The 17,102-nt window shown below is 70.2% G+C and carries 18 protein-coding genes; 14 read left to right on the forward strand and 4 right to left on the reverse strand.

Features of this window, described 5'->3' with window-relative positions; genetic code table 11:
- Positions 1 to 233: 233 nt before the first annotated feature.
- The 6 genes from ACZ6YG_RS40600 (at position 234) to ACZ6YG_RS40625 (ending at position 6,764) form a co-directional block, all read left to right on the forward strand.
- Positions 234 to 608, forward strand: coding sequence for a DUF948 domain-containing protein (locus tag ACZ6YG_RS40600; RefSeq protein ID WP_219543314.1), 375 nt, complete (start codon positions 234 to 236; stop codon positions 606 to 608).
- Positions 605 to 835 carry a hypothetical protein gene (locus ACZ6YG_RS40605; RefSeq protein WP_148031203.1) on the forward strand — a complete coding sequence of 77 codons (231 nt, stop codon included), beginning with the start codon at positions 605 to 607 and terminating at the stop codon, positions 833 to 835. The genes ACZ6YG_RS40600 and ACZ6YG_RS40605 overlap by 4 nt, the downstream gene beginning before the upstream one ends.
- Before the next feature lie 17 nt (positions 836 to 852).
- Positions 853 to 3,525, forward strand: a complete 2,673-nt coding sequence (alaS, locus tag ACZ6YG_RS40610) for an alanine--tRNA ligase (RefSeq protein ID WP_364234441.1) — start codon at positions 853 to 855, stop codon at positions 3,523 to 3,525.
- A 1-nt stretch (position 3,526) separates the two neighbouring features.
- The gene (ruvX, locus tag ACZ6YG_RS40615) at positions 3,527 to 3,997 is read left to right on the forward strand and encodes a Holliday junction resolvase RuvX (RefSeq protein WP_466020886.1); all 471 of its coding nucleotides are present in this window, start codon (positions 3,527 to 3,529) and stop codon (positions 3,995 to 3,997) included.
- A gap of 717 nt (positions 3,998 to 4,714) precedes the next feature.
- Positions 4,715 to 5,878, forward strand: coding sequence for an endolytic transglycosylase MltG (gene mltG, locus ACZ6YG_RS40620; RefSeq protein WP_271279477.1), 1,164 nt, complete (start codon positions 4,715 to 4,717; stop codon positions 5,876 to 5,878).
- Positions 5,879 to 5,909: 31 nt separating this feature from the next.
- Positions 5,910 to 6,764, forward strand: a complete 855-nt coding sequence (locus ACZ6YG_RS40625; RefSeq protein ID WP_466020887.1) for a shikimate dehydrogenase — start codon at positions 5,910 to 5,912, stop codon at positions 6,762 to 6,764.
- Here ACZ6YG_RS40625 and ACZ6YG_RS40630 read toward each other — a convergent pair.
- The gene (locus ACZ6YG_RS40630; protein WP_466020888.1) at positions 6,739 to 7,161 is read right to left on the reverse strand and encodes a PIN domain-containing protein; all 423 of its coding nucleotides are present in this window, start codon (positions 7,159 to 7,161) and stop codon (positions 6,739 to 6,741) included. The genes ACZ6YG_RS40625 and ACZ6YG_RS40630 overlap by 26 nt on opposite strands.
- A complete protein-coding gene (locus ACZ6YG_RS40635) occupies positions 7,158 to 7,412 on the reverse strand; it encodes a type II toxin-antitoxin system Phd/YefM family antitoxin (protein WP_466020889.1) in 255 nt (84 codons plus the stop codon). Before ACZ6YG_RS40635 ends, ACZ6YG_RS40630 begins: the two co-directional genes overlap by 4 nt.
- A gap of 348 nt (positions 7,413 to 7,760) precedes the next feature.
- Here ACZ6YG_RS40635 and infC point away from each other — a divergent pair, with 348 nt between their 5' ends.
- The 7 genes from infC to ACZ6YG_RS40670 all read left to right on the forward strand — a co-directional run bounded on the left by infC (position 7,761) and on the right by ACZ6YG_RS40670 (position 14,777).
- Positions 7,761 to 8,330: a translation initiation factor IF-3 gene (gene infC, locus ACZ6YG_RS40640; protein WP_261808858.1), complete on the forward strand. Its 570-nt coding sequence runs from the start codon at positions 7,761 to 7,763 to the stop codon at positions 8,328 to 8,330.
- A gap of 122 nt (positions 8,331 to 8,452) precedes the next feature.
- The gene (gene rpmI / locus ACZ6YG_RS40645; protein WP_148031210.1) at positions 8,453 to 8,647 is read left to right on the forward strand and encodes a 50S ribosomal protein L35; all 195 of its coding nucleotides are present in this window, start codon (positions 8,453 to 8,455) and stop codon (positions 8,645 to 8,647) included.
- A gap of 23 nt (positions 8,648 to 8,670) precedes the next feature.
- Positions 8,671 to 9,054 (forward strand): 50S ribosomal protein L20, encoded by a 384-nt coding sequence (rplT, locus tag ACZ6YG_RS40650; RefSeq protein WP_148031211.1) that lies wholly within the window; start codon positions 8,671 to 8,673, stop codon positions 9,052 to 9,054.
- Positions 9,055 to 9,124: 70 nt separating this feature from the next.
- Positions 9,125 to 9,928 carry a TrmH family RNA methyltransferase gene (locus tag ACZ6YG_RS40655; RefSeq protein WP_219543311.1) on the forward strand — a complete coding sequence of 268 codons (804 nt, stop codon included), beginning with the start codon at positions 9,125 to 9,127 and terminating at the stop codon, positions 9,926 to 9,928.
- Between the two features lie 50 nt (positions 9,929 to 9,978).
- Positions 9,979 to 11,061: a sensor histidine kinase gene (locus ACZ6YG_RS40660; RefSeq protein ID WP_148031212.1), complete on the forward strand. Its 1,083-nt coding sequence runs from the start codon at positions 9,979 to 9,981 to the stop codon at positions 11,059 to 11,061.
- A 120-nt stretch (positions 11,062 to 11,181) separates the two neighbouring features.
- Positions 11,182 to 12,222, forward strand: coding sequence for a phenylalanine--tRNA ligase subunit alpha (gene pheS, locus ACZ6YG_RS40665; protein WP_246639256.1), 1,041 nt, complete (start codon positions 11,182 to 11,184; stop codon positions 12,220 to 12,222).
- Positions 12,222 to 14,777, forward strand: a complete 2,556-nt coding sequence (locus tag ACZ6YG_RS40670; RefSeq protein ID WP_364234455.1) for a phenylalanine--tRNA ligase subunit beta — start codon at positions 12,222 to 12,224, stop codon at positions 14,775 to 14,777. The genes pheS and ACZ6YG_RS40670 overlap by 1 nt, the downstream gene beginning before the upstream one ends.
- A 52-nt stretch (positions 14,778 to 14,829) precedes the next feature.
- Here ACZ6YG_RS40670 and ACZ6YG_RS40675 read toward each other — a convergent pair whose 3' ends face one another.
- Positions 14,830 to 15,411 carry a Uma2 family endonuclease gene (locus ACZ6YG_RS40675; RefSeq protein WP_466020897.1) on the reverse strand — a complete coding sequence of 194 codons (582 nt, stop codon included), beginning with the start codon at positions 15,409 to 15,411 and terminating at the stop codon, positions 14,830 to 14,832.
- A gap of 100 nt (positions 15,412 to 15,511) precedes the next feature.
- Between ACZ6YG_RS40675 and ACZ6YG_RS40680 the strand changes: the two genes are divergently transcribed.
- Positions 15,512 to 15,745 (forward strand): hypothetical protein, encoded by a 234-nt coding sequence (locus ACZ6YG_RS40680; protein WP_466020890.1) that lies wholly within the window; start codon positions 15,512 to 15,514, stop codon positions 15,743 to 15,745.
- Positions 15,746 to 15,831: 86 nt separating this feature from the next.
- Here ACZ6YG_RS40680 and ACZ6YG_RS40685 read toward each other — a convergent pair whose 3' ends face one another.
- Positions 15,832 to 16,959, reverse strand: coding sequence for a hypothetical protein (locus ACZ6YG_RS40685; RefSeq protein WP_466020891.1), 1,128 nt, complete (start codon positions 16,957 to 16,959; stop codon positions 15,832 to 15,834).
- Positions 16,960 to 17,102: the final 143 nt, after the last annotated feature.

Here is a 17,102-nt window from a genome sequence, read left to right on the forward strand (position 1 = left end):
GATCCGAACGGAATTCCCTCAGGGAACTTGGACGGGACCCCAGCCGCCACACCCGCACGGCGAGGAGGCCCGTTTCGCGTACCGGAGGAGGGCCGCCGGGACGGGATGACCGAGGTCAGGACCGGAACGGGCCTGGCACGGCACGTGATCAAGGACTCGGTCATCGCCGACCTCGTCCGCCGGACACGATAGGGTCTTGACGTTCCGGCCCAGCGTACGAGGGAGATGCGCGGATGCTTACCGCTGGAGAGGTCGCCGGGCTGATCGCGGCCACGGGATGGGTGGTCCTGGTCTGCGTTCTCACGATGGCGCTCCTCAAGCTCGCCAGGCTGCTCACCGAGACGACCAAGGCGGTCTCCGAGCTGAACGCCCGCCTGACGCCGCTGCTCGACGACATGAGCCTCACGGTCAACGAGACGAACCGGCAGCTCGTCGCCGTCGAGTCCATCGCCAGGGACGTCAAGCAGGTGACCGGCCACGCCGCCCGGCTCAGCGCCGTCACCCAGACCGTCTTCACCGGTCCGCTGATCAAGGTGTCGTCCCTCAGCTACGGCGTGCGCCGGGCCATCGAGGCCCGCAAGCCGCGCAGGACGGGGCGTCGGCGATGATCAGGCGGCTGTTCTACCTGTCGCTCGGCGCGTTCCTCTCCCTGTGGGTGATGCGCAAGCTGCAGGCGCTCCACCCCAACCACGTCGCCCGCAGGACCGCCCACGGTGCCGCGGGCATGCTCGAACAGGTGAGAGACTTTACTTCTGACGCGCTCGGCGAGGCCGCCGGCCGCGAAATCGAGTTGCGGGCCCGTTTCGGCCTCGACAACCCTGAACACAACGACTAACGCAAAGGACGGCCGCCATGGAGTCGGCAGAGATCGCCCGCCGCTTCCTGCGCTTCTTCGAGGAGCGTGGGCACAAAGTAGTGCCCTCGGCCAGCCTGATCGCTGAGGACCCGACGCTCCTCCTGGTTCCCGCCGGTATGGTGCCCTTCAAGCCGTACTTCCTGGGGCAGCGCAAGCCTCCGGCGTCCCGGCTGGCCACCGCGCAGAAATGCGTGCGCACCCCCGACATCGACGAGGTCGGCAGGACGACCCGCCACGCCACGTTCTTCCAGATGCTCGGCAACTTCTCCATCGGCGACTACTTCAAGGCCGAGGTGATCCCGTACGCCTGGGAGTTGCTCACCAAGCCCGAGTCCGAGGGCGGCTTCGGCTTCCCCGAGGACCGGCTGTGGGCGACGGTCTACCAGGACGACGACGAGGCGTTCGAGATCTGGCACAAGACGGTCGGCCTGCCCGCCGACCGCATCCAGCGGCGCGGCCTGGCCGACAACTACTGGCACATGGGCGTGCCCGGCCCCGGCGGCCCCTGCTCGGAGATCTACTACGACCGAGGCCCCGAGTACGGGCGCGAGGGCGGCCCCGTGGCCGACGAGGACCGCTACCTCGAGGTGTGGAACCTCGTGTTCATGCAGTACCAGCTCAGCGAGGTCCGCTCCAAGGTCGACTTCGACGTGGCCGGCGAGCTGCCCAGCAAGAACATCGACACCGGCATGGGCCTGGAGCGCATGGCGGCGATCCTGCAGGGCGTCGACAACATCTACGAGATCGACACCACCTACAAGATCCTCGACAAGGCGGCGGAGCTGACCGGCACCGCCTACGGCCGTGACCCGCGCACCGACGTGAGCCTGCGGGTCATCGCCGACCACGTGCGCGCCGGCACCATGCTGGTGGCCGACGGCGTCATGCCCGGCAACGAGGGCCGCGGCTACGTCCTGCGCCGCCTGCTCCGCCGCACCGTGCGCAACCTGCGCCTGCTCGGCTCCGGCGACCGGCGGCTCATGCACACCCTGACCGACGTGGCGATCAACGTCATGGGGGAGCAGTACGACGAGCTCAAGACCGACGCGCCGCAGATCCACGCGGTCATCGACGCCGAGGAGGCGTCGTTCCTCGGCACGCTCCGCACCGGCACCGCGATCTTCGACGTGGCCGTCGAGGAGACCAAGCGCAAGAAGGCGGCCACGCTTTCCGGCGAGCAGGCCTTCCAGCTCCACGACACCTACGGCTTCCCGATCGACCTCACCCTTGAGATGGCGGCCGAGCAGGGGCTCAAGGTCGACGAAGAGGGCTTCCGCCGCCTGATGAAGGAGCAGCGCGAGCGCGCCAAGGCCGACGCGGCGGCGAAGAAGATCGGCAACGCCGACGTCTCCATCTTCGGCCGGCTCCTGGAGGAGGCGGGCAAGGTCGAGTTCCTCGGCTACGACGAGACCGCGGCCGACACCACGATCGTCGGCATCCTCGTCGACGGCGCGCCGGTGCCGGCGGCGGGCGCGGGCACCGAGGTCGAGGTCGTGCTCGGCCGCACCCCGTTCTACGCCGAGGGCGGCGGCCAGCTCGCCGACCAGGGCGTCATCCGCACCGGCGGCGCCGAGGTCGAGATCCTCGACGTGCAGTCGCCGATCGGGGGCCTCGTCGTCCACCGCGGCAGGATCCGCAGCGGCGAGCTCAAGACCGGCGACGAGGCGCACGCCGAGATCGACCTGGAGAGGCGGCGGGCGATCTCGCGCAGCCACAGCGCCACCCACATGGTCCACCGCGGCTTCAAGAACGCGCTCGGCGAGACGGCGGCCCAGGCGGGCTCCGAGAACTCGCCCGGCCGCTTCCGCTTCGACTTCACCGCCGCGGGCGCGGTCCCGCAGAGCGTGCTGCGCGACGTCGAGGACGAGGTCAACGCCGTCCTCGTCAACGACCTCAAGGTCAACGCCTTCTACACCTCGCAGGCCGAGGCCAGGGCGATGGGCGCGCTGGCGATGTTCGGCGAGAAGTACGGCGACGAGGTCCGCGTGGTCGAGATCGGCGACTACTCCCGCGAGCTCTGCGGCGGCACCCACGTCCACAGCTCCGGCCAGCTCGGCCTGGTCAAGGTGCTGGCCGAGCAGTCGGTGGGCGCGGGCGTGCGCCGCGTCGAGGCGCTGGTCGGCATCGACGCCTTCCGCTACCTGGCGCGGGAGAGCGTGCTGGTCTCGCAGCTCACCGAGCAGCTCAAGGCGCGCCGCGAGGAGCTGCCCGAGCGCGTCGAGGGCATCGTCACCCGGCTCCGCGCGGCGGAGAAGGAGCTGGAGAAGGTCCGCTCCGCCCAGGTGCTGCAGGTGGCCGGCGAACTCGCGGGCAAGGCCACCGACCTGCACGGAGTGTCCGTCGTGACACACCGCGCGCCTGATGGCACGAACGCCGACGATCTGCGTAAGCTCGCGCTGGACGTACGCGGCAGGTTCCCGTCCGACCGGCCGGCGGTGATCGTTGTCGCCGGCGTCCCCTCCGACCGGCCCGTGGTGGTCGCCGCGGTCAACGAGGCGGGACGCGAGCGCGGGCTCAAGGCCGGACGACTGGTCGGCGTCGCCGCCAAGGCGCTTGGAGGTGGCGGTGGCGGCAAGGACGACGTCGCACAGGGCGGCGGCAGCCGTCCCGAGGCGATCGGCGACGCGCTGCGGCTCGTCGAACAGGCCATCACGGAGCAGCTCGGCTGACATGAGGTTCGGCACACGGCTCGGCGTCGACGTCGGGTCGGTTCGCATCGGCGTGGCGCGCAGCGACCCATCGGGGATGCTCGCCACGCCGGTGGAGACCGTCAAGCGCGGCAAGGGCGACCTCGACCGCATCGCCGCGATCGCCGCCGAGCACGAGGCGATCGAAGTGGTGGTGGGGCTGCCCACGTCGCTCTCGGGGCGCCAGGGCGCCGCCGCGGCGCTCGCCCGCGAGTTCGCGGGCCTGCTCGCGGCCCGGCTGGCCCCGACGCCGGTCCGGCTCTTCGACGAGCGGCTCACCACGGTCGCCGCGCAGCACGGGCTGCGCGCCAGCGGCGTGCGGGCCAAGAAGCAGCGCGGAGTCATCGACCAGGCGGCGGCGGTGGTGCTGCTGCAGGACGCCCTCGACTCCGAACGCGGCACCGACAGGCCGCCGGGTCACCCCGTCACCCCGCCCGGCGACCCCGCCTCATGACGGGCCGCCGGCCACCCCCGCACATCTCACCCACCCATCCGCGCGCCTTCGCGCTCCGGCCTGCCCGGACGGCTTCCCGCGTGCCGGTTCCGCGCGAGGTCCCCGCTGGTCGCGCGGGGGTACGGAGGAGGGCGCGCGCAGATGCTTCGTCCGATTCGCCTGGAAACACGGGTGGTTGTGAACGGGTTCGTGTGTGTGCCGTTTTCGGGGGAATACTCGCATTTGTGAGCAGGACGCCCCTGCCGTTGAAGATCGCTAAAGTGGGCGGGCGCGCTCATGCCGGAACGGACGTCTCGTACCGGCGTGTACCCGTCACTCTGGGTGAACCGTCCGCTCGCACGCCAGGCGGCGGACACACAGCCGAGGGTTCGGGCAGCAGGTTTGGTAGCCAACCTCAGGTGCATAGAATCACCCAATTCACCCGCAAAGAGAGCGAGTTCGTGAGATACCGGAAAGAGCCGAACGAGAGACTCGGGACGAACTCATGCTCACCGGGCCAGTAACCGCAGTTCGGGAGGACGTCGCACCATCCAGGCGACCCTTCCGAGCCGGGACACACGCGCTCTTTCCATCCTCTAGCATGGCTACCCACAGTGACCTCGGCCGGTCGTCAGGGCGTGACCGGCGCATCCCCCTCATCCGCTCGGTGACCCCCCGCCGCCAGGCGCTCCCAATCGGCGCCGGGCCAGCAGTACCGGGAGATTGGCCAGCTCACCTATGAACGATCTCGACGACATGGACTTCCTGCTCGGTTCGGATGACGACGACGGCCGCGGCAGGCGCCGGGGCCGGGGCCGCAACGGCCGGCGGGGCAGCAGGCGGCGGCGCCGCCGCAACCGGGGCGGCTTCCTCGCCCCGCTGCTCGCCTTCATCATCCTGGCCGGCATCATCGGCGGCGGCGGCTACTACGGCTACCGATGGGTCAGCGACGCGCTGGTGCCCGACGACTACACCGGCCAGGGCACGGGCGAGGTCGTCATCGAGATCAAGGACGGCCAGAGCGCCTCCGAGGTGGCGCAGGAGCTGCAGCGGCAGGGTGTCGTCGCCAGCGCCAGGGCCTTCACCAACGCCATCGACAGCGCGGGCAAGAGCTCCTCCCTGCAGCCCGGCACGTACAAGCTGCGCAAGCAGATGGCCGCGGCCGAGGCGGTCAAGCTGCTCGACCCGGGCAACCTGATCGTGGCCAAGGCGACGATCAAGGAAGGCCTGCGGCTGTCCGACACCTTCAAGCAACTCGCCGAGAAGACCGGCAAGAAGCCGAAGGATTTCGAGAACGCGGCCAAGAGCGCCGAGGATCTCGGACTGCCCTCGTACGCCAAGGGCAAGCTGGAGGGCTACGTCTTCCCCGCCACGTACGACTTCCAGCCGAAAGCCACCCCGGCCGAGATGCTCGCGCAGATGATCGAGCGGTTCAACCAGACGGCCGAGAAGTTCGAGCTGGAGTCCAGCGCCAAGAAGATGGGCTACACGCCGCACGAGATGATCACCATCGCCAGCATCATCCAGGCGGAGGCGGGCCGTCACGAGGACATGCCGAAGATCGCGCGGGTCATCTACAACCGGATGAACCACGAGCCGGAGATGACGCTGTCGATGGACAGCACGGTCATGTACGCCTGGCGCCGCTACCGCACCAGGGCGACGCACGCCGAGCTGGAGATCAAGTCTCCGTACAACACGTACAAGAACCTCGGCCTGCCGCCCGGCCCGATCGCCAACCCCGGTGACCACGCCATCGAGGCGGCGCTCAACCCCGCCAAGGGGCCGTGGCTGTTCTTCGCCGCCACCGACCCGAAGAGCAACGTCACCAAGTTCGCCACCACCGACGCGGAGTTCCAGGCGCTCCTCGCCGAGCTGGAGCGGAACTCGTCCGGCGGCTGACCCGTATGATGGCGGACCGAAAGGGGGGTGCATGCGAGCTGCCGTGATGGGCTCGCCGATCGCCCACTCGCTCTCGCCGCACCTGCACCGGGCCGCCTACCGTGAGATGGGGCTGTCCGGCTGGAGCTACGACGCGTTCGAGTGTGACGAGGCGGCGCTTCCTGGCCTGCTGCGCGAGCTGCGCCCGGTGCGCGGCGAAGGGCCGGAGGAGCCGGGCACGTGGGCCGGGCTGTCGCTGACCATGCCGCTCAAGCGCGCCGTGCTGCCGCTGCTCGACACCGTGTCCGAGGTGGCGCTGGAGGTCGGCGGGGCCAACACCGTGGTGTTCGCCGGCGGCGCCGCCCACGGCCACAACACCGACGTCCACGGCATCGAGCAGGCCCTGGCCGAGGCGGGGGTGCCCGCGCCGCGCTCGGCGACCGTGCTGGGCGGCGGCGCCACCGCCTGCTCGACCCTGGCCGCGCTGCGCGACCTGGGTCTGCACGAGGCCACGCTGGTGGTCCGCGACCCGGCACGGGCGGGCGAGACGGTGGGCGCGGCCGAGCGGCTCGGGATGGCGCTGGCCGTGCAGACGTTCGACAAGCTCGACACGGTCCTCGGGGTCGACCTGGTGGTCTCCACCCTGCCGGGCGGCGCCGCCGACGCGCACGCCGACCGGCTGGCCGGTGTGCCCGCGCTGTTCGACGTGGTCTACTCGCCCTGGCCGACCCGGGCGGCGGCGGCCGTCGAGGCGGCGGGCGGCATCGTGATCGGCGGTTTCCCGATGCTGCTCCACCAGGCGGTGCGCCAGGTGGAGCTGATGACGGGCCGCGCCGACGTCCCGGTTGCGGCGATGCGAGCGGCCGGCGAGGCCGAGATCCTCAGACGGGCCACTCGAACGGGTTGACCACGGTCACGCCGAGTCCGTCGAAATCCTTGACGTTGCGGGTGACCACACTCCATCCGTGCACCTTCGCCGTGGCGGCGATGAGCGCGTCGGCCGTGGCGAGAGGGCGTTCGGAGCGCAGGCGCCCCCAGGCTTCGGCGATGCCCGGAGAGATGGGCACGATCCGGTCCTGGAACGACGCGTAGAGGGTGGCGAGCCAGCGCTCGAGAACCATGGCCTGCTGGGGGTCGCTTCTCCTCCGCAGCTCGATGCCCCAGCGGATCTCGCCGATGGACAGCGCGCTCAGGTAGAGCGTGGGCCCCAGGGAAGAGCTCACCCACTCCTTGACGGGCGGGCTGCCGTTGCGCTTCCTCACCTCGGAGATGACGTTGGTGTCGAGGAGGTAGCCGACGCTCACCAGCCCAGGTCCACTTCTCGGGGAAGTTCCTTACTACGCGGGAACTCCAGATCGTCGTCCCAGTCGGGCGCGTTGAGCAGGAATTCCTTGAAGTCCGGCTGCTCGCCCTTGAACCGGCGGTACTCTTCCATGTCGATGATCACCGCCACGTCCAACCCGTGACGGGTGACGATCTGCGGTCCCTCGTCGTGCGCCTTCCTGACGACCTCGCTGAAACGCTGCTTGGCCTCCTGAAGCTGCCAAACGCCCATGAAGCCCCTCCTTCTGTCCAGACTGGACAGAAGTTTATCAGGGCGGCCGCCGCCCACGGGGAAGATTCGAGGTCGCGCCGGTGTTGTGGTAGCGTAGCTCTCTGATCGGTCCGGCATGCCATTGCTGGACGCGCAAGCGGAGGTCTCCCTCCCACCCGAGCGACCGAAAGGTGGCCGGGTCAAGGATCACGCCGGACTACTCCGGGGAGCTTGAAGGCCACGATGCCGAAGAGCTCAGTGGCCCCGCATGCGCGACGTGCGGGGCTTTTCGCGTTTCGCGGGAGCTCCCGGCACGACGAGCACGTAGGGATCGCAAACCTAGGAGGCCCCATCAGCACTGAGCCCCGCATCAACGAGCGTATCCGAGTTCCCGAGGTGCGCCTCGTGGGCCCGAACGGCGAGCAGGTGGGCATCGTGTCCATCCACGACGCACTCAAGCTCGCCCAGGAAGCCGACCTTGACCTCGTCGAGGTCGCGGCGACGGCTCGACCGCCCGTGTGCAAGCTCATGGACTACGGAAAGTTCAAGTACGAGTCCGCGATGAAGGCGCGCGAGGCGCGCAAGAATCAGGCGCACACGATCATCAAGGAGATCAAGCTCCGGCCGAAGATCGACCCGCACGACTACGAGACCAAGAAGGGTCACGTCGTCCGGTTCCTCAAGGCGGGAGACAAGGTCAAAGTCACGATCATGTTCAGGGGCCGCGAGCAGTCCCGGCCCGAGCTGGGATTCAGGCTTCTGCAGCGGCTCGCGCAGGACGTCCAGGAGCTCGGCTTCGTGGAGTCCCAGCCCAAGCAGGACGGCCGCAACATGATCATGGTGATCGGTCCGCACAAGAAGAAGGCCGAGGCCAAGGCCGAGAAGGCCGCCGCGAAGGCCCAGCATGGCAGCGAGGAGCCCTCCAAGCAGGAGGCGTGACCCGCGGCTCGGGTTAGCCTTACTGGCGCACCCCCGAGCAGCCAGACGAAGACGCCGAAGACCGGGCCGGCTCCGCCGCCGGCCCGGCCACCGGCACGACCGAATTGAGGAGAGACGGCGAGATGCCGAAGATGAAGACGCACAGCGGTGCGAAGAAGCGGTTCCGGCTTACCGGCACCGGCAAGGTGAAGCGCCGCCGCGCCAACCGCGCTCACTACAACGAGTGGAAGTCGTCTAAGCTGACGCGCCGTCTCAAGAACGAGGTCGTCCTTTCCGAGGCCGACACCAAGAAGATCAAGAAGCTGCTCGGCAAGTAGCGCGAACCCCCGGGGAGAATAAAATGGCACGCGTGAAGCGGGCGCTCAACGCCAAGAAGAAGCGCAAGGTCGTTCTCGAGCGGGCAACCGGTTACCGTGGCCAGCGGTCGCGGCTCTACCGCAAGGCCAAGGAGCAGATGCTCCACTCGATGACGTACGCCTATCGGGACCGCAAGGACCGCAAGGGCGCCTTCCGCCGTCTGTGGATCCAGCGGATCAACGCCGCGGCTCGTCAGAACGGCATCACCTACAACCGCCTCATCCAGGGCCTGCGCCTGGCCAACATCGAGGTGGACCGCAAGATCCTCGCCGATCTCGCGGTGAACGACAGCCAGACCTTCGCCACGCTCGTCGAGGCCGCCAAGAAGGCGCTGCCCGCGAACGTGAACGCGCCGGCCGCGGGCTGACCCGAATTCTGCGGGAAGGGCTCACCCGAGTGGTGGGCCCTTTTCCATGCACGCACCCAACAGGAGTGAGATGGCCGGAGCCGAGCTGACCAACGTCCGGTCGCCGCGGGTCAAGGCGGCTCGCAGGCTCACCAAACGCGCCTTCCGGGACCAGGACCGCAAGTTCCTGGCCGAGGGCCCGCAGGCGGTGCGCGAGGCGCTCAAGCTGGACGGGATCACGCTGGAGCTGTTCACCACCGCCGAGGCCGAGGCGCGCCATCCCGAGCTGGTCGGCACGGCCGCCGACCAGGGCGTCCCGGTCCACCGGGCCAGCGGCGAAGTCATGGCCGAGCTGTCGCAGACCGTCACCCCGCAGGGCCTGGTCGCCGTCTGCCGGCCGGTGCACGTGCCGCTCGACGACGCCCTGCCCGAGGCCGCCCGCCTGGTGGCGGTGCTCGCGCACGTGCGCGACCCGGGCAACGCCGGCACCGTCATGCGCGCCGCCGACGCCGCGGGCGCGGACGCGGTGCTCTTCACCGATGCCAGCGTGGATCCGTACAACGGCAAGTGCGTGCGCGCCAGCGCGGGTAGCCTGTTCCACGTGCCCGTGGCCGTCGGCGCCCCGGTCGCGCAGGCCGTGCGCCGGCTGAAGGAGCGTGGGCTGCGCGTGCTCGCGGCGGACGGCGCGGGCCGCCACACGCTCGACGACGTCGACCTGTCGGGGCCCACCGCGTGGATCTTCGGCAACGAGGCGTGGGGCCTGCCCGAAGAGGTGCTCGGGCTGGCCGACGATGTGGTGCGCGTGCCCATCTACGGACAGGCCGAGAGCCTCAATCTGGCCACCGCCGCGGCGGTGTGCCTTTACTCCTCCGCCAGGGCTCAGCGAGTGCCCTAGGCGGCGGGAAACCCGCTATTGTCGGCCTTGGAGGCGGAGGAGGCGAGGTCGTGCACGGCGCAGACACCGATGGGCGGCTGGTTGCCGCCGCGTGCACGATAGCGATCGACGATCTCCCTGACGGGCTCGTCGTCGCCGACCGGTTCGGCCGCGTGCTCGCGGTCAACCGCGCCGCCGCCCGGCTGACCGGCGTCACGCCCGAACGCGCCGTCGGCCGCGACATGAACGAAGTGTTCCCGTTCCGCGACAACGACGGCCGCGACTGGTGGAAGGCGCTCGACCCCGAGGGCGGCCTGCGCACCCGCAGCCGCGTCCCGGAGAAGCCCCTCCACCTGCCCGGCCGCCAGGAGCTGTACGTGACCGCGCGGTTCGTCCGTGAGCCGGAGCGGTGCGGCGACGTCGAGCGGGTGGCGATCACGCTGCGCGACGGCGGCGCCCGGGCCCGGCTGGAGCGCAGCCGCGCCGACCTGGTCTCCACGGTCGCCCACGAGCTGCGCTCGCCGCTGACCAGCGTCAAGGGGTTCACCGCGACGCTGCTCGCCAAGTGGGGCCGCTTCACCGAAGAGCAGAAGCTCGTCATGCTCGAGACCGTCAACAACGACGCCGACCGCGTCACCCGGCTCATCACCGAGCTGCTCGACGTCTCCCGCATCGAGTCCGGCCGGCTGGAGCTGCGCCGCCAGGTCGTCGACATCCCCGCCAGGGCCCGACGGGTCGTCGCCGGGCGGGTCGCGGCGGGCGAGCAGGAGGACCGCTTCCGCCTCATCACGGGTGACGATCTTCCCGAAATGTGGCTTGACCAGGACAAGGTTGACCAGATCCTGGCTAACCTGGTGGAAAACGCGGTGCGTCACGGTCGAGGCACCGTGACCATCGAGATCGAGTCCGTCGGGTGGGGAGTGGCCGTGTCGGTGCGCGATCAGGGCGAGGGCGTCAGGCCCGAGGTGGCCCCGCGCGTATTCAGGCAGTTCTGGCGCGGCAACAGCCGCAAGCGTGGCGGCACCGGCCTCGGCCTGTTCATCGTCAAGGGGCTGGTGGAGGCCCACGGCGGCACCATCACCGTGCAGCAGGCGCCCGAGGGCGGGGCGGAGTTCCGATTTACCGTGCCCACCGGCACGCCCGACTTCGCGTGACACCGGGACCGGTGGGCCACCACTAGACTTTTCCCGCTCAAGCCCTGGATACGGAGCTCACTCTTGTCTGACTACGACCCGGTCGAGGTCACCCCGCTGCACGCCGACGAGGTGTCCCGGATGGAGGCCGACGCCATCGCGGCGATCAAGGCGGCCGGCAGCCTCGACGCACTCAAGCAGGCCAGGCTGGCGCACTCCGGCGACCGCTCGCCTCTCGCCCTGGCCAACCGCGAGATCGGCGCCCTGCCGCCCGCCGCCCGTGCCGAGGCGGGCAAGCGGGTCGGCACCGCCCGCAGAGCCGTCGCCGAGGCGCTGGCCGCCCGGCAGGCCGAGCTGGAGGCCGAGCGCGACGCCCGGGTGCTCGTCGAGGAGACCGTCGACGTCACCCTGCCGTGGGACCGCCGCCCGCGCGGCGCCCGCCACCCGCTGACCACGCTGCAGGAGCGCATCGCCGACACGTTCGTCGCGATGGGCTACGAGGTGGCCGAAGGCCCCGAGCTCGAAGGCGAGTGGTTCAACTTCGAGGCGCTCAACATCGCCAAGGACCACCCGGCCCGCTCCGAGCACGACACGTTCTTCGTCGGCTCCACCGACTCGGGCATGGTGCTGCGCACGCAGACCTCGCCGCTGCAGATCCGCGCCCTGCTGGAGCGCGGCGCGCCGTGTTACGCGATCGCGCCCGGCAAGACCTTCCGCACCGACGAGCTCGACGCCACCCACACCCCGGTCTTCCACCAGACCGAGGGCCTGGCCGTCGACAAGGGCCTCACCATGGCCCACCTCAAGGGCACGCTCGACCGGTTCGCCGAGGTCATGTTCGGTGAGGGCATCACCACCAGGTTCCGGCCCAACTACTTCCCCTTCACCGAGCCGTCCGCCGAGATGGACCTCAAGTGCTTCGTCTGCCGCGGCGCCTCGGCGGTGCCCGGCAACCCGCCCTGCCGCACCTGCAAGAACGAGGGCTGGATCGAGTGGGGCGGCTGCGGCATGGTCAACCCGCGGGTGCTGGTCGCCTGCGGCATCGACCCGTCGGTCTACTCCGGGTTCGCCTTCGGGATGGGCATCGAGCGGACGCTGATGTTCCGCCACAACGCCGAGGACATGCGCGACATGATCGAGGGAGACGTGCGCTTCACGCTCCCGTTCGGAATGGAGATCTGATGAGGGTCCCGCTTTCCTGGCTGCGGGAGTATGTCGATCTCCCGGCGGTCACCGCCCAAGAGGTGGCTGACAAGCTCACGGCCGCCGGGCTCAAGCTGGAGTCCATCGCCTCCCACGGCCACGACGTCAAGAACGTCGTCGTCGGCGAGGTGCTGGAGATCGAGGAGCTGACCGGCTTCAAGAAGCCGATCCGCCACTGCCGGGTCGAGGTCGGCGAGCCGACGCCGCGCGAGATCGTCTGCGGCGCCACCAACTTCGCCGTCGGCGACCGCGTCCCCGTGGTGCTGCCCGGCGGCGTGCTGCCCGGAGGGTTCGAGGTCGGCGCCCGCAAGACCTACGGCCGCCTGTCCGAGGGCATGATTTGCTCGGAGCGCGAGCTGGGCCTGGGCGAGGACCACGCGGGCATCATGGTGCTGCCCGCCGGCACCCCCGTCGGCGCCGACGTGGTGGAGCTGCTCGGCCTGCGCGACGACGTGATCGAGCTGGAGATCACCCCCGACATCGGCTACGCGCTGTCGATCCGGGGCGTGGCCCGCGAGGTCGCGATCGCGTTCGGGGCGGCGTTCCGCGACCCCGCCGACGTGCGGCCGCCCGAGCACACCAGCCGGGCCTGGCCGGCCTACATCGACGACCCGACCGCGTGCGACCGGTTCGTGCTGCGCCAGGTCACCGGCTTCGACCCGGAGGCCAAGAGCCCGCTGTGGATGCGCACCCGGCTCATCCGGGCCGGCATGCGGCCGGTGTCGCTGGCCGTCGACATCACCAACTACCTCATGCTGGAGCTCGGCCAGCCGCTGCACGCCTTCGACACCGACAAGCTCACCGGCGAGATCGTGGTGCGGCGCGCGCTGCCGGGCGAACGGCTGGAGACGCTCGACCACGTCGTGCGCGACCTCGACCCCGACGACATCCTCATCACCGACCAGTCGGGGCCGATCTCCATGGCCGGCACCATGGGCGGCCTGGAGACCGAGATCTCCGACGGCTCCACCGAGATCGTCATCGAGGCCGCCCACTTCTCGGCTACCGGCATCTCCCGCGAGTCCCGCCGCCACAACCTCGTCTCCGAGGCGTCCAAGCGGTTCGAGCGCGGCGTCGACCGTGAGCTGCCGCTCGTCGCCTCCTGGCGGGCCGTGAGCATGCTGGCCGAGCTGGGCGGCGCCACCATCGTGCCCGGGGTCACGCACGCCGAGGTCGAGGTCAGGCCCGCCCGCGTGTCGATCCCCGCCGCCCACCCCGGCGACATCGCCGGCATGCCGTACGCGAAAGAGACCGTCGTGCGCAGGCTGGAGCAGATCGGCTGCGTCGTGGTCGACGGCGACGACCCGGCCGTGCGCGAGGGCGGCGTCGACCCGACCGGCGTGGTCACCGGCGGCGAGCTGGCGGCCAGGCTGGCCGTCAAGGGCGACGACATGATCACGGTGACCCCGCCGTCGTGGCGGCCCGACCTCACCGACCCCAGCGACCTCGCCGAAGAGGTCATCCGGCTGGAAGGGTACGAGCGGCTGCCGTCCGTGCTGCCCAGCGCCCCCGCGGGGGCAGGGCTCACGGAGGGCCAGCGGCTGCGCAGGAGGGTCGGCCGGGCGCTGGCCGAAGCGGGCTACGCCGAGGTGCTGGCCTACCCGTTCATCAGCGCCGACGACTTCGACCGGCTGCAGCTGCCCGCCGACGACGCCCGCCGCCGCGCGATGCGGCTGGCCAACCCGCTGGGCGAGGACGAGCCGCTGATGCGCACCACGCTGCTGCCCGGGCTGCTCAAGACCCTGGTACGCAACGTCGGGCGCGGCTTCGCCGACGTGGCCCTGTTCGAGGCCGGCGCCGTCTACCGGCCGCGCGAGGGGGCGCCCGAGGCGGCCCCCGTGCTCGGCGTCGAGCGGCGGCCCACCGAGGAGGAGCTGGCCTCGATCGAGGCGGCGCTGCCCGACCAGCCGTGGCGGGTCGCGGTGGTGCTCGCCGGCGAGTTCGAGCGCTCCGGCTGGTGGGGCGCGGGCCGGCAGGCGTCGTGGGCCGACGCGGTGCAGGCCGGACGGATCGTCGCGGCCGAGGCCGGGCTGGAGCTGTCGGTCGTGGCCGACCAGCACGAGCCGTGGCACCCGGGCCGGTGCGCCGCCCTCTACCTCGGCGACCTGCTCGTCGGCCACGCGGGCGAGCTCCACCCGCGGGTCATCGAGGCCTACGGGCTGCCGCCGCGCACGGCCGCGCTGGAGCTGGAGCTGACCCGCCTAGAGACGGCCATGCGCGGCCCGGCCCAGGCTCCGGCCATCTCCGCCTACCCGGTCGCCACCCAGGACGTCGCGCTGATCGTGCCCGACTTCACCCCGGTGGCCGACGTCGAGGCGGCGCTCCGCGACGGCGCGGGTGAGCTGCTGGAGTCGGTGCGGCTGTTCGACGTCTACGCCGGTGCCCAGGTGGGCGAGGGCAACAAGTCGCTCGCGTACGCGATGCGTTTCCGCGCCCCCGACCGCACGCTGACGGCCGAGGAGATCTCCGCCGCCCGCGACGCCGCCGTGGCGCTCGCCGCCGACCGCGTCGGCGCCCAGCTGCGCTCCGCCTGACGACATCCGACGAACTAAGGGCCGCTACGGAATCCGCAGCGGCCCTTGTTCGTCAGTACGTGTCGATCTCGTAGAGGTCGATGTCGACGTCGAACGGGACGGTGACCTTGACCCGGTCGTGGTAGATCCCGGTGGGCACATAGGCGCGGGTGGCGGGGTCGAGCTCGTAGACGTAGACGACCGGTCTGCCGGAGTCGTTCTCGACCCGCCAGAAGTGGGGGATGCCCGCCTCGGCGTAGAGGAGCGGCTTGCGCTTGCGGTCGCGTGACCGGGACTCCGGCGAAACGACCTCGACCGTCAGCATGACGTCCTGGGCGCGATAGTAGGTCTGGTCAGGGCTCTCGTCCGCCTCCGCGCGGATCACGCAGACGTCCGGCTCTGGCCGCTGGTCCTTGCCCAGGATGATGCTCATCTCGCGCCGTACGCGCAGCCGGGAGGGAACTGTGCGCCTGAGCGAGGCGACGAGAAGGTCGACCATGCGCGTGTGGAAGGAAGCCTGCGGACTCACGAAGACCAAGCTTCCGTCAATCAACTCCGTGTGCGCAGGCAAATGCGGAAGGTGATCGAGGTCTTCCGCCGTGAACCCCTCAGGGGGAGGGAAGATCCAGTCGGGCAGCGAGGACTCTGGCGCCATGGGAATGCTCACCGCTTCGGCCGTCATGGTCTTACGTTAGCAACGTACCCCGCTCACTGTTCGTGAACGCGTGCTCTCGCCTGCTGCCAGAATGCCGTTCATGAGGCAGTTGCTGATCTTTTCTGAGCGGGACGACGCCGAGGAGGTCGCGGCGACGCTCGGCGAGTGGTTCCCCGGCCTGGGCGTGCCCCGGGTGGTGCGCGAGACGCTGGCGGGGGAGGACGACGCGGAGGACGCGCAGTGGCTCGTCGTCGTGGAAGGGCTCGCCGGGGAGAGCCTGGCCAAGGTGGACGAGCTGACCGAGCGGTTCGAGGGGTGGCGCGAGGAGGACTGATGTGGCGCGGGCTCCCGCCGCTGCGGTGGCGGGGCCCGCGCCGGGGGCTCCCCGGCTTGGCCGGTCGGGAGCCCTGTCCCGGATGGCTAGGGGAGGCGCTCGAACGGGGTCGGAGTGCTGCCGGTCCAGCGGTGGAGGCGGGAGTGGGCCGTCTGCTTGGTGACGCCGTCCTCGGTCACGGTGCCGGCGTCTACCAGGTAGAAGCGGCCGTCGTCCAGCGAGGCCAGGCCGTACTCACCGGAGGACTCCCAGCCGCGGACGCCCGACGCCTCGTGGTGCAGGCCCTCGGGAGCGAGCGTGAGCAGGTCGCCCTGCTCCGGCTGGGGCTGTCCCTCGATCGGTCCGCGCACCGGGCGGGTGGCGCCGTCGACGGTGAACATCGAGTAGTTGGGGAACTGCGGCTTGGCGCCCTTGTAGACGGCCATCAGCCACTTGCCGGTGTGGCCGTCGTACTCCAGGTTCTGGACTCCGTACCGGGTGTTGCCGGTGCGGGCGAAGTACTTCCCGTCGACCTTGGCCGGGCCGGAGGTGTGCGGGGCGCTCTGGGTGAGCGGGCGCTCGTACTTGCGCCACTTGGTGATGTCGTACTGGAGCAGCACCTGGTGGTCGTTGTCCTGGCGAGCGGTGTTGGAGTAGACGCCGTAGGCCACGGTCAGCTTCTGCTTGCCGTGCCGCTTGCCGAACTCGGGGCCGAACGCGACGCCGTCGATGCCGCTGCAGCCGTAGCGGTGGTCGGGGGTGTTGGCCACGTTGCCGTCGAAGACGCCGTCGCCGTTCATGTCGGCGCTGTAGTCGTCGACCACCTCCTTGACGTAGACGGCGGTCACCACGTCGGAGGTCTCGGCGTCCATGCCGAGGCTGGTGATGCGGTCGACGTCGAAGATGGCGATGTAGAACGCCTGCGCGTCCTTGTATTCCAGCGACCCGTACACCCGGCGGTCCTGACGGTTGAAGTCGAGGTCGCCGAGGTGGCCGGTGAAGCCGGTGACGGAGCCGACGGGCTTGCCGGCCAGGTCGGTCTTGACGAGCAGGTTGGTGAAGGAGAAGTACATGAAGCCCTTCTTCTCGTCCACCGCGATCCCCTGCACGTGCCCCGCCTGCCAGGCGCCGCCGTACACCTCCGCGGGGAACTCGGGGCGCGGCGCCGCGTGGGCGGCGGAGGCGCTGGTGACGAGGGCCGAAGCCAGGACTGCCGTGAGTAGTGCGTTTGCCACCCGCATGTGTACGTTACGTACCCTTCTTTGATCCTTCTTGAGCGCAAATCACGCTAAAGCTGCAAGTTAGATCTTTACTGACTTCCACCTGACAAGTCCATGACCATCCGTGGAAACATCGGAGCGGCAAGCGGAAGCCCCCG

It is taken from the genome of Nonomuraea sp. NPDC054003 (genome assembly GCF_055585125.1).

Bases quoted from the DNA above. Each gene is read 5' to 3' on its own strand.
- ACZ6YG_RS40670 (WP_364234455.1), top strand. From the start codon at position 12,222: ATGAGGGTCCCGCTTTCCTGGCTGCGGGAGTATGTCGATCTCCCGGCG.
- ACZ6YG_RS40655 (WP_219543311.1), top strand. From the start codon at position 9,125: ATGGCCGGAGCCGAGCTGACCAACGTCCGGTCGCCGCGGGTCAAGGCG.
- ACZ6YG_RS40600 (WP_219543314.1), top strand. From the start codon at position 234: ATGCTTACCGCTGGAGAGGTCGCCGGGCTGATCGCGGCCACGGGATGG.
- ruvX (WP_466020886.1), top strand. From the start codon at position 3,527: ATGAGGTTCGGCACACGGCTCGGCGTCGACGTCGGGTCGGTTCGCATC.
- rpmI (WP_148031210.1), top strand. From the start codon at position 8,453: ATGCCGAAGATGAAGACGCACAGCGGTGCGAAGAAGCGGTTCCGGCTT.
- ACZ6YG_RS40625 (WP_466020887.1), top strand. From the start codon at position 5,910: ATGCGAGCTGCCGTGATGGGCTCGCCGATCGCCCACTCGCTCTCGCCG.
- ACZ6YG_RS40675 (WP_466020897.1), bottom strand. From the start codon at position 15,411: ATGGCGCCAGAGTCCTCGCTGCCCGACTGGATCTTCCCTCCCCCTGAG.
- ACZ6YG_RS40635 (WP_466020889.1), bottom strand. From the start codon at position 7,412: ATGGGCGTTTGGCAGCTTCAGGAGGCCAAGCAGCGTTTCAGCGAGGTC.
- ACZ6YG_RS40680 (WP_466020890.1), top strand. From the start codon at position 15,512: ATGAGGCAGTTGCTGATCTTTTCTGAGCGGGACGACGCCGAGGAGGTC.
- ACZ6YG_RS40605 (WP_148031203.1), top strand. From the start codon at position 605: ATGATCAGGCGGCTGTTCTACCTGTCGCTCGGCGCGTTCCTCTCCCTG.
- rplT (WP_148031211.1), top strand. From the start codon at position 8,671: ATGGCACGCGTGAAGCGGGCGCTCAACGCCAAGAAGAAGCGCAAGGTC.
- pheS (WP_246639256.1), top strand. From the start codon at position 11,182: ATGGAGGCCGACGCCATCGCGGCGATCAAGGCGGCCGGCAGCCTCGAC.
- alaS (WP_364234441.1), top strand. From the start codon at position 853: ATGGAGTCGGCAGAGATCGCCCGCCGCTTCCTGCGCTTCTTCGAGGAG.
- mltG (WP_271279477.1), top strand. From the start codon at position 4,715: ATGAACGATCTCGACGACATGGACTTCCTGCTCGGTTCGGATGACGAC.